5 protein-coding genes are annotated in these 12,291 nt (G+C 51.7%); all 5 read left to right on the forward strand.

The annotated features are described in order from the left end of the window. Positions 1-3,063: right-handed parallel beta-helix repeat-containing protein (locus ABVT36_RS16610; protein WP_368457546.1), on the forward strand; the 3,063-nt coding region annotated here is incomplete at its 5' end. Positions 3,064-3,173: 110 nt separating this feature from the next. After that, the gene (locus tag ABVT36_RS16615; protein WP_368457547.1) at positions 3,174-9,542 is read left to right on the forward strand and encodes a FlgD immunoglobulin-like domain containing protein; all 6,369 of its coding nucleotides are present in this window, start codon (positions 3,174-3,176) and stop codon (positions 9,540-9,542) included. A 31-nt stretch (positions 9,543-9,573) separates the two neighbouring features. Continuing rightward, positions 9,574-10,458 (forward strand): TolB family protein, encoded by an 885-nt coding sequence (locus ABVT36_RS16620; RefSeq protein ID WP_368457548.1) that lies wholly within the window; start codon positions 9,574-9,576, stop codon positions 10,456-10,458. Next, entirely contained in the window at positions 10,455-11,546 is a 1,092-nt protein-coding gene (locus ABVT36_RS16625) for a hypothetical protein (RefSeq protein WP_368457549.1), read from the forward strand. The genes ABVT36_RS16620 and ABVT36_RS16625 overlap by 4 nt, the downstream gene beginning before the upstream one ends. 250 nt (positions 11,547-11,796) lie before the next feature. Continuing rightward, on the forward strand, positions 11,797-12,231 hold the full coding sequence (locus tag ABVT36_RS16630; RefSeq protein WP_368457550.1) for a tetratricopeptide repeat protein: 435 nt from the start codon (positions 11,797-11,799) through the stop codon (positions 12,229-12,231). Positions 12,232-12,291 lie beyond the last annotated feature (60 nt).

A 12,291-nucleotide genomic window follows, 5' to 3' on the forward strand; every position in this document is an offset into this window, starting at 1 on the left:
AACAGCATTTACGATTGGCACGATATAGGCTCTTCCTACTCAGCGCCAGTGGTCGATTACAATGGCTATTTGGACAGCGAGGGGGGAACACCGGTACACACCGGTGGGGCCCTGAATGGTCCGATTCAGGAGAACCTGACCCTGGGCGCCGGCGCGTACCAGATACAGGGCGATGTTACCGTGCAAACGGGCAGTACATTGTCTATAGGTGCGGGTGCCCAGTTCGATATTATCCCCGGTGCCAAGTTGTTGGTAGAGGGCAACTTGATCATAGTGGGTACAGCAGCGTCTCCCGTACTCCTGCATTCCGCAGGATCGGTTTGCCAGAATACCACTGGAAGTGCCTATGACTGGATGGGTATAGAAGTCGCGGCCGGTGCCACGGTTACAATTGAGCATGCCGATATCCGTTGTGCCGACAAGGGTATTCATTTTAATGGCGGAGAGGGCTCAGTAACCGACAGTACCTTACGCAATAATGTGTACGGTATTTATGTTAATAACCACGGCACGCCGCAGATTAACGGCAGCAGTCTCTACGATAACCGCCAATATAATTATTACGTAGATCGATCTGGCAATTCGAATACAATTCGCTTAGACGCGACCGGAAACTGGTGGGGGACCACAGATCGCAATGAAATTGCCAACAGCATTTACGATTGGCACGATATAGGCTCTTCCTACTCAGCGCCAGTGGTCGATTACAATGGCTATTTGGACAGCGAGGGGGGAACACCGGTACACACCGGTGGGGCCTTGAACGGTCCGATTCACGAGGACCTGACCCTGGGTGCAGGGGCACAGCAGATACAGGGCGATGTTACCGTGCAAACGGGCAGTACATTGTCTATAGGTGCGGGTGCCCAGTTCGATATTATCCCCGGTGCCAAATTGTTGGTAGAGGGCAACTTGATCATAGTGGGTACAGCAGCGTCTCCTGTACTCCTGCATTCCGCAGGATCGGTTTGCCAGAATACCACTGGAAGTGCCTATGACTGGATGGGTATAGAAGTTGCGGCCGGTGCCACGGTTACAATTGAGCATGCCGATATTCGTTGTGCCGACAAGGGTATCCATTTTAATGGCGGGGATGGTTTGGTAAGCAACAGTACCCTGCGCAATAATAAGTACGGTATTTATGTAAGTCGAAATGGTACGCCTCAAGTTACCGGCAGCAACCTCTATAACAATAGAAACTACAATTATTATACGGAGTACTTTTCGGATCCGGACACGATTATCTTGAGCGCTACCAACAACTGGTGGGGTACTGCGGATATAAGCGAGATTACTGCTTCTATTTACGACCGGAATGATAATCCGAACTCCTCACCCTTGGTCAATTATGGTAGCTATCTTGATGGGATAAACGGCCAACCCAGCTATGATGGTCTAACTTTGCTAGGCTCGATCACAGAGGATATCGTTTTGCCGGCCGGAACTCATCAGATGTTAAACGATGTAATAGTGGAGTCGGCAGTAACTCTGACTCTGGAGGCCGGCGCCATTTTACAATCAATAGGTGATTTTAAATTGAAGGTTGCGGGGGATGTTGTAGCGCAAGGTACTTCTGGTAGCAGAGTTGTATTTTCTTCATCTGCGGCAACCCCCCAGGCCGGAGACTGGACAGGTATTGAGGTGATCGTCGGGGGTAGCGTTGATCTGGATTATGCCCGGGTGGAAGGCGCAACCTACGGTCTGGATTTTAATGGTGGTCAGGGCACCGTGCGGAATTCCCTGTTCCGTTTTAATACCTATGGTATTTATATAAGAGCAGGCAGTAACCCGCTGATTACTGGTGGCAATGAGATTACCTTGAATGACTATGGCATCTATGTAGTTGGAGATGGTACTGCTGCCAATAATCCGGCGCCAGTGGTTACAGGTAACAGTCTCTATGGCAATAGCCAGTATGATTACTATGCGAAGGATTTTGGCGATCCCGCTAACACCAGTCTGGATATTACCGGCAACTGGTGGGGCACCGCAGATGCCGCCATTATTGCAACTCAAATCTATGCGGGTGCGGCCACTTCCCCCCAGGTGGACTTTAGTGGTTATCTGCCGGCGATTATAGGCCAGCCGGCGGTGTCAATAAGCAATGTCAGCTTACAAAATGCGAAATTAAACCCATTCGCGGGAGAGCAGTTGGGCGGCACTTTCGGTCTAAATCGGGGTGCCAGCGTTACTTTGGAAATTCGACGAGAGGAAGATAATGCTCTGGTGTACCAGACAACCCAGAGTTATGCACTGGCCGGCGACTATCCGATCCAGTGGGATGGCCGTGACAACCAGGGTACGGTTCAGGCTCAAGGCCTGTATCGTGCCGTGCTGCGTGCAGACGATGGCCTAGATGGTTTTACCTACGATGAAGCCCCGCCGAGTGGTGTAGGCGGCGTGTATGGTTCTGTACCTAACCGCTACGATATCTACGCTAACGAGTTCTATAAGATCCCGGTCAATATGAGTGTGCCTGCTCTGGTAACTATGCAGGTCACGCCAAGCGGTGAGTCTGCTTTCAATGCTTTTGAAGATGTCTACTATGAATCGGGACAGCACTGGTTTTACTGGGATGGGCGGGACCCCAACGGCGAAATTATCGATTCGACGGTTTCCATTTTTTACCCGGCGCCCAAGCTTCTGCGTGGTACCGGTATTGTAATAGATGGCACCGCACCGCGTATTAGCGGCGCCGGGGTGGCACCGGCGATCGAGGTCAAAGCAGACCCCTATAGAGTCAGCCACAGCTACGGACAGCAGACCCGGATGGCTTATCAGTTGAGTAATGATGCCATAGTGACCTTTAGCCTGCTGCCCCCCGGTATTGTCGATCCACAGCATCCCTCGGCCATTGTGCTGGTGGATCAGGAATTGGTCAGCGCGCAGGATGCCACCGGCAATGCACTGTTACATGAGGTGGAGTGGCGCGGTTATAGCGAGGCCGATCCCAACGCCATCGTTGTTGGGGACGAGGGGGTGTATACCTTTGCGATCCAAGCACAGTCGCCGGAAACCGGGGAGAGTAGTTTGTATCGGGGTGTAGTAAATCTTTATCGCTAAAGTAACAAGAGCGGAATGAGACTGCCGAACCCTATATAGCAAATAGATAGCCGGATTAATAATAGTGAACTGCTAGGAATCGGGTTTAAGGGAATAGGGGATAATAAATTATGACAAGCCGGAAATGGTATATAAATGCGTATGTACTATTTGTTTTCTCTTTATCCCTCATAGGGCTTTCAGCCAATGTTGTGGCGGAAGTGCTACTGTATCCGCTGGCGGACCGGGTTTATGATGCCAGTTTGTATGTTGCAGGACACTCTGACCAACCCAACGATACGGTAGATATCGAACTGAATGGTTCGACCATCGTACAAACCCAAAGCAATGCGACGGGAGAATTTGCGGTGGTGGTTGCCTTGCCGTTGGGCGACAACCAGATCCGGGTGCTGAATGTTGGCTTGGCCGAAGCTTCAAGCATACAGACAGTACGCTATATCGAAACAGCCGCCACGGGCCCGGCAGAAATGCAACTGCCGGTGAGCGCGTCCATTGCGGCTCCGCTGCTAGACCCATTGAGTGTCACCAGTAATGGCAATCCCGTAACCATAACCGGTACCGCCGAGCCGGGTTCCACGGTCAGCTTTTTTGTCAACGGCAGAGTAACCCGAAGTATCGCTATTGATGCCAGTGGTGTCTTTTCTACTTGGGTTCCCCTGGAGGATGGCGACAACGCCATTTATGCAGTGTCCGAAACAGCCGCCGGCCAAAGCTTGGTTTCCAACACCGTTTCCACCAGCTATACCAATACCTTGGCACGGACCTGGTCCGGTAGTGTGTCAAATACCCTTGTATGGACAAAAGGCGATGGCACACCCTATACCCTCAATGGTAATTTAACAATTCCCAGTGGGGTGACCCTATGGATCCAATCGGGAGTAGAAGTCATTGCTGATGGAAACTACAGAATGACTGTTTCCGGTCATTTGGAAGTGGCTGGGGCCGCTTTTGACCCGGTAGGTTTCAGGCCCTTAACCCCTGCCTGTGATGGCGTTAGCACAAAGAGACAAGACTGGCTGGGTATCGAAGTTCTTGCGGGAGCCACTGCGACCATTGACTATGCCGAAATGCAATGTGCCAGCAAGGGTGTCTACTTTAATGGTGGCGAGGGTTCAATAAATAATTCCATGCTGTTGAATAATTACTCCGGTATCTATACACAGGCCAGTTCGGCAGCGACAGATATCGCCCCACATATATTTGGTAACACAATTCAAGGCAGTGAAAAAGGGCTCTATGTAGATCGCAACAGTGCTCCGCTATTTAGTGGTGGCAATGTAGTCACTGGAAATAGCTATGGTATTTATGTCCATGGACACAACGGTGACGCAGACCAAAACCCAATTCCAGTAGTGACTGGCAATAGCGTTTACAGTAATGGTTACAATTATTATGCGCGGTATTTTGCTAGTGCAGCTTCGACCATTCTCGATGCCACTGGCAATTGGTGGGGAACTATCAATCCAGGTGAAATCACACAAACGATCTCTGACTGGACAGATTATCCAGATGATCGTCGTCCAATTGTTGACTATAGAAACTTTCTGGATGCCCCTAACGGTAATCCCGTCTACACTGGAGCGACCTTGTTTGGCCCTATCTCCGAGGATGTTACACTAGCCGGAGGCAGTTATTTAGTGCTTGGCCGAATAGAAGTTGCTACAGGAACAACCTTGAATATAGGGCCTGGGGTAGGATTAGTGTTTGCAGGTAGGCACCCACTCAGCGTCAAAGGCACGTTGATAGTGCAGGGTACAGATATCTCCCCCGCTGTTTTTAAGCCAACTACAGAGTCTTGTGAGAGCATACATTGGCTGGGTATTGAAGTTGTTATTGGGGCTATCGCAACTATTGAGTATGCCGAAGTGCACTGTGCCAATAGGGGCATTGACTTTGATGGTGGGGAGGGTTTGGTACGAAATTCAAAACTGTTGAACAATGCTACGGGTATTAGAACTTCTGCAGACTCTCCGGCAACAGCAAATGCACCGGAAATTTCTGGCAATAGAATTTATAATAACAATAATGGCATTGTAGTTTCCCACAACAGCGCCCCGCTGATTAGCGGTGGCAATGAGATTAAGTGGAATAATAAAGGGATTTATGTTAACGGAAACAGTTTTTATCCAGTGCAAAATCCGAATCCCGTAGTAATCGGAAATAGTATCTACGATAACGTTGATTATAATTATTATACTTCTTATTTTTCTGATTCGGCTTCAGTAACTCTTGATGCTACCGGCAATTGGTGGGGCACGGATGAACTTCCGTTAAGTTCTGGAATTTATGATTGGACAGATTACCCAAGTCGATTGCCAATTGTTGATTACAGTGGCTATTTGGATGGTCCAAATGGTCAGGCGGCCTATACTGGTAAAACAATTTTTGGTTATATTACGAATGATACTACATTGTCGGATGACAATTATCTGGCACTGGGTCGGATAGAGGTTGCACCAGGATCGACGTTGACTATAGAGGCGGGGACCAGGGTCAATCTTCCTTCACATTATCCGCTAGTGGTTAAAGGAAATTTGGTCGTGGAAGGGAACCAGGCTAATCCAGTTGTTTTAAAACCATTGACGACAGCCTGTGATGGGGTCAGTAGTAAGAGGAAAGACTGGCAAGGCATTGAGATTGCTGCAGGTGGATCAGCGAATATTGACTATGCAGAAATCCATTGTGCTGATAAAGGTGTCTATTTTAATGGTGGCGATGGCTCGTTAAGAAATTCTCAGATTTTGAATAACTACATCGGTATTGATATGGAGGGTGGTTCTGTAGCAGCGGTGATCGCACCACAACTATCCGGTAATACTATTCTCGGTAGCGCGCAAGGGATCTTTATCTATCGCAACAGCGATCCGCTGGTAAGTGGTGGCAATATAATCACTGGAAATGGAACCGCTATATACGTTCGTGGGTACAGGCAGGATGCAGCTCAAAACCCTCGGCCGGTCGTTACTGGAAACAGTATCTACGATAATAGCACTAATTACTATACTCAATATTATCCTAATGGGGCTTCGACGATTCTGGATGCCACCAATAATTGGTGGGGAACTGTCGATCCTGCTCAAATCACGCTGAAGATTTACGACTGGACGGATTCTCAGGGTCAGCATCCGGTAGTGGATTATCGCAACTTTTTGGATGGTCCAGGCGGTAATCCTGCGTACACCGGGAAGACATTGTTCGGCCCTATCTTGGAAGATTTAAATTTATCCGCTGGTAGCTATCTGGTGCTTGGTCGGGTTGAAGTTGCTATGGGAACAACTTTGAGCTTCGCACCCGGTTCAGAGTTTCAGTTTGCAGGTGACTTTCCGTTAAGTGTTAAAGGTACATTAGCTATACAGGGTACGGAAATATCACCCGTTGTATTCGAGCCAACTACAGATGCGTGTGATGGTGCCAGTACTGAACGAGCAGACTGGTCAGGTATTGAGGTTGTGGCCGGGGCCATGGCGACCATTGATTATGCTGAAATACATTGTGCCAATATCGGTATTCACTTTAACGGCGGTGATGGCGCGGTTAGTAATTCGCAGCTTCTGAATAACTATTATGGTATTTATATGCAAGCCAGCTCGACTGCTGAGACTATTGCACCACAGGTTTCAGGCAATACCATCCGTGGTGGAAAGCGTGGAGTTTCTATTGCTCATAACAGCACTCCGTTGATAAACGGTGGTAATGAGATAACTGGAAACGAGCGCGGAATTCATGTCTACGGCAATAGTAGTGATCCAGCGAAAAGCCCAGTTCCCGTAGTCACTGACAATAGTATCTACGATAATAGTGAGTATAACTATTATGCTTACAGCTTTGCCGATGCCAAATTTATGATTCTGAATGTCAGCAGAAACTGGTGGGGAACTACAGATCCCATGCAGATTGCAGAGAAGATCTACGATTGGACGGATGCCAACAGTACTTCTCCAGTAGTGGACTATCGAAATTTTCTGGATGGTCCCGAAGGTAATCAAGTGCATCCAGGGGAATCGCTTACTGGCTATATCAGTGAAGATGTCACCTTAACCGGTGGCAGTTATCTGGTGCTTGGACGGATAGAGGTTGCATCCGGCGTAACTCTGACGATAGATCCAGGGACCGAACTCAACTTTTCCGCTAATTATCCACTACAGGTCAAAGGTGACCTCGTTGTCACTGGTAGTCAAGTCTCTCCAGTTATTTTCAAGCCGACAGCGGAGGGTTGTGATGGTGTTAATACCGAACGTTCAGACTGGCCGGGTATTGAAGTTATTGAAGGTGCTACGGCGACCGTCAACTATGCCGAAGTTCATTGCGCCAATATAGGCGTCCACTTTAATGGCGGCGATGGTACGGTAAGCAATTCGCAGCTGCAGGATAATTATTATGGAATTTATATGCAGGCGAACTCGGCGCTTGAGGCTATTGCACCAGAGGTTTTTGGCAATACCATCCGTGGTAGTAAACGCGGAATCTCTATTGCGCATAACAGCGCCCCGTTGATTAGTGGTGGCAATACCATCACTGGAAATGAGCGCGGTATTCATGTCTACGGGAATAACAGTGACGCGGCGCAAAGCCCTAGTCCCATTGTGACTGGTAACCGTCTCTACGGCAATAGTGAGTATAACTATTATGCTTACAGCTTTATCAATGCGAGTTTGCTCACTCTAGATGCAACTGGCAACTGGTGGGGCGCTGTGGACGTTGGGGCGATCACCGCCTCTATTTATGATAATAATGATAATCCGAGTTCTTCGCCCTTGATCAATTTCGGTAGCTACCTCGAGGGGATAGAGGGTCAGCCCGGCTATAATGGTGTCACTTTGTCGGGCGCAATTTCGGAAGATATAGTCTTGCCTGCCGGTGAGCATTTAATTTTGCAAAACGTGACGGTAGAGCCTGGGGTTACCCTGACTCTGGAAGCTGGTGCCAGTCTGAAAGCCGTCCCCGATCAGAAATTACAAGTGGCCGGAACGCTGATTGCTCAAGGAACCCCAGCGGCCCGAGTGACCTTTACCCCGCCCTGGGCAGGGCTCACTTCAGGGCAATGGTATGGCATTGAAGTGATTTCGGGCGGCAGCGTTAATCTCGACTACGTCCGTGTGGAAGGCGCAACCTACGGGCTGGACTTTAACGGTGGTCAGGGCACCGTGCGGCATTCCCTTTTCCGTTTTAATACCTATGGTATTTATATAAGAGCAGGCAGCGACCCGCTGATTACCGATGGCAATGAGATTACCTTAAATGACTATGGTATCTATGTCATAAGTGATGGCACTGCTGCCAATAATCCGGCGCCAGTGATTACAGGTAACAGTCTTTATGGCAATAGCCAGTATGATTACTATGCGAAGGATTTTGGCGATTCCGCAAACACCATCCTGGATATTACCGGTAATTGGTGGGGCACCGCAGATGCCGCCACTATTGCAACTCAAATCTATACGGCTGCGGCTACTTCCCCCCAAGTTGACTTTAGTGGCTATCTGCCGGCGATTATAGGCCAGCCGGCGGTGTCGATCGGCGAAGTGAGCTTACAAAACGCGAAATTACATCCGTTGGCGGGCGAGCAGGTGGATGTCACTTTCGGCCTAAACCGGGGTGCCAGTGTCACTTTGGAAATCCGCCGTGAGGAAGATAATGCTCTGGTTTACCAGACAACCCAGAGTTATGCCCAGGCCGGCGACTATCCGATCCAGTGGGATGGCCGTGACAATCAGGGTGCGGTTCAGGCTCAAGGCCTGTATCGCGCCGTGCTGCGCGCAGACGATGGCCTAGATGGTTTTACCTTCGATGAAGCCCCACCGAGTGGTGTAGGCGGTGTGTATGGTTCTGTACCCAACCGCTACGATATCTACGCTAACGAGTTCTATAAGATCCCGGTCAATATGAGTGTGTCTGCCCTGGTGACTATGCAGGTCACGCCAAGCGGTGAATCTGCCTTCAATGCTTTTGAGGATGTCTACTATGAATCGGGACAACACTGGTTCTACTGGGATGGGCGGGACCCCAGCGGCGAAATTATCGATTCATCAGTTTCCATTTTTTACCCGGCACCCAAACTGGTGCGCTCCACGGCTATTTACATCACAGATACTGCACCGCGTATTAGCGGCGCCGGGGCCGCACCGGCGATCGAAGTCAAGGCGGACCCCTATAGAGTCAGCCACAGCTACGGACAGCAGACACGGATGGCTTATCAGGTGAGCAACGATGCCATAGTGACCTTTAGTCTGCTGCCCCCCGGCATTGTCGATCCACAGCATCCCTCTGCCATAGTGCTGGTGGATCAGGAACTGGTCAGCGCGCAGGATGCCACGGGCGAAGCTCTCTTGCATGAAGTGGAATGGCGTGGCTACAACGATACAGATTCCAACGCCATCGTGGTTGGGGATGAAGGGGTGTATACCTTTGCGATCCAGGCCCAGTCGCCGGAAACTGGGGAGAGCAGCCTGTATCGAGGTGTGGTGAACCTGTATCGCTAACGATTTTAAAAACAACGAGATAAAAGAAACAATGAAGTGGTATCAGTTTATAAAGTGGGCGACTGCGCTGTTCTTTAGTGGGGCGTCGTCCCTGGGCCTGGCGAATACGATTGCCTATCTGGGCGTGGCCGACGGCTACTGGGAAGTCTGGCGCACCGATACAAAAGGCACTACAACTGAGCAGTTGACCCGGCTGGGTGCGGATGTCTCGCGTATCTCCTGGTTTCCCGATGGCAAAACGCTGCTGGTGAATCTGCACGATGGCAGGCTTTTCCAGCTCGACGTGGGAACCGAGGAGTTAACCCAGATCCCGGCCCCCCTGCCCAATATTCTGGATGCGGTGGTCAGCCCCAAAGGGGACAGTTTTGCGTTTTCCTTAAGCACTTCCTCCAGCATCGACGATAACGATATCTATGTGTACCACTTGGCCAGTAAAAAACTGGACAAGCTGACGGCCATGCCGCGGTTGCAACACGAACCCAGCTGGTCGCCGGACGGTAAGTCCATCTATTTTCTCTCCGGGGATGGCGGTCAGCAGCATGATATCTGGAAGGTCGGTGTCACCACGCGCAGTACTGAACAGTTGACCGTCAGTGCGCTGTACCACTTTGATCTGGCGGTGCGCCACGACGGGGTGATCGCCTATTCGGGTAACCAGTCGGGGAATTATGAGCTGTGGCTGCGACAGCCCAATGGCCAGACCCAACAGTTAACACAAGATCCGGCACTGGATGCCCGGCCCAATTGGTCTCCGGGGGGCGATCAACTGGTTTTCCACTCCAGCCGCGATGGCAACCTGGACCTCTGGCTGTACGACTTGGCAACTGAGAAGACCCGGGCGTTAACCCAAACCGCCGAGGGGGCACGACAGGCCGTCTGGGCGCCGGCCGGAGAAAACAGAGGGCGTAACCGATGAGCAGGTCAATCTGGTTGCTTCTTTTTCTGCTTCCCAGTGCCTTCTCCCAGGCGCTGGAAATTACACAGGTGCGGGCGCAGCAGCAGGCCTTTGATCCAGCGCGGGGGGAAAGCGCCAGAATCCATTTTGTTATTGATGCCCCCGCCAGTGTCGCTCTGACCATCTACGATGGTCGCGATCGCCTGGTCAACGCAATAAAAACCAGCAAAAAGGGGAAAGACGTGCAGCTGTCCCCCGGTGAACATACCCTGCGCTGGGATGGCACAGACCTAAAGGGCCGGCCTGTGCCGGCGGAGGCCTACCGCTATGTGCTGAATGCCGTCGGCGATGGGGGCAGGGTTACCCATGATCTGAGTGATCTGAGCGGTGGCGAATTATTGGCGGTCAGCGATGTGCGCTGGGACAAGGCGACCGGTCTGATCCGCTATCACCTGGACCAGCCGGCCCGGGTCAGTATCCGGCTCGGCCTCAAGGAAGGCGGCCCCCTGCTGCGCACCTTAGTGGATTGGGTGCCGCGCAGTGGCGGCGCCCAGGCCGAACCCTGGGATGGGTGGGATGGCTCCCAGGCGCTCAATATAGCGGCCCATCCCAAGCTCAACCTGGCGGTAACCGCCTATGCGCTCAGTGCCAACACCCTGCTTGTGGGGGGCAGGGCGGAGCGGGTCGCCTTTGCCGATTTGAGCGAGCAGGGGGCCCGGGTGAAAACCCAGGTTCGCAAAGGGGGCAAGCGCATGTATCACCATGCGGACCAGCCGTTGGAAAGTCGCAGCGATTTTGCCACCACGCTGACGCTGGGTGTACCGGCAGAACAGGATGCCGAGGGGCGCTGGGTGGTGTCCGGTACCGTACCGATACGATTGGATGTTGCTCCAAAAGACAGAGCGCGGCTGTTGGCGCGACGGTTCGAGCCGGTGTTTTACGTGGACGGCACCTTTGCGTTTGAAAACGAAGTGGGCTTTTTGCCCATGACCTGGCAGTGGGACACCCGCAATGTCAATCCAGGTGAGCACTACGTCACCGTCAATATACGGGGTTACGAAGGTAACTTTGGTACGGCGACGTTAAAGCTTTGGGTAAAGGGTCAGTAACCGGGCAACTCAATAAGTTGCCCGGTTACTTGTGGTACAGGATGTGCCACTGCCGGGCGGGAGCCGGTGCAAGCCCTGCCAGCTGTTCAGGGGCGACAATCCAGCCGATGAGGGATCATCCATTGGGTTGCCGGATGCATAGCCACCCGAACAGTGATTGACGGGCAGCAGCAGGTGCGGCCGTCAGACCTGCGCCCAATGGGCGCGGCTAAAAAATAATGGAGACTCACGGGTTGAGGGGATTTTTTCAATGAAAACACTGGCAATAATTCTTGGGGTTCTGTGTTCTTTTTCTATCGTCCTTGACGCCACTGCTGCAGACAAAGGGCACCATGCCCGCCTAAAAGCGCTGGAACGGGTGCATTCCAGCGAGCGCACCGCCGCCCAACAACTGGAACTGGCACAGCACTACTATCGTGGTAGAAAGCTGGAGCAGTCCTACCAGCAGCTGGACCTGTTTCTGCAGCGCCAGCCCAGCCACACCGAGGGCTGGCTGCTGATGGGGGATATCTGGAAAGAGTGGGGGCAATGGCAGCAGGCACTGGAGGCCTATTCCCAGGCGGCCGCCCTGAGCCCGGACCGGGCGGATATCCACCTGCGCCGCGGACAGGCGTTTGAAAACCTGGGCAAACAGGAAGAGGCCGACCAGGCCTATGCCCAATATACCGCGCTGATGAAGCAGTAATCTTTCAGCGCCTGAACGAATTTACGATTGAATAAAAAGCCGCTGTCTCACCCTGTGCAG

Source organism: Microbulbifer sp. TYP-18 (assembly GCF_040932045.1).
Taxonomy (GTDB): domain Bacteria; phylum Pseudomonadota; class Gammaproteobacteria; order Pseudomonadales; family Cellvibrionaceae; genus Microbulbifer.

Coding starts and splice junctions, on each gene's coding strand:
- ABVT36_RS16615 (WP_368457547.1), top strand. CDS start 3,174: ATGACAAGCCGGAAATGGTATATAAATGCGTATGTACTATTTGTTTTC.
- ABVT36_RS16620 (WP_368457548.1), top strand. CDS start 9,574: ATGAAGTGGTATCAGTTTATAAAGTGGGCGACTGCGCTGTTCTTTAGT.
- ABVT36_RS16625 (WP_368457549.1), top strand. CDS start 10,455: ATGAGCAGGTCAATCTGGTTGCTTCTTTTTCTGCTTCCCAGTGCCTTC.
- ABVT36_RS16630 (WP_368457550.1), top strand. CDS start 11,797: ATGAAAACACTGGCAATAATTCTTGGGGTTCTGTGTTCTTTTTCTATC.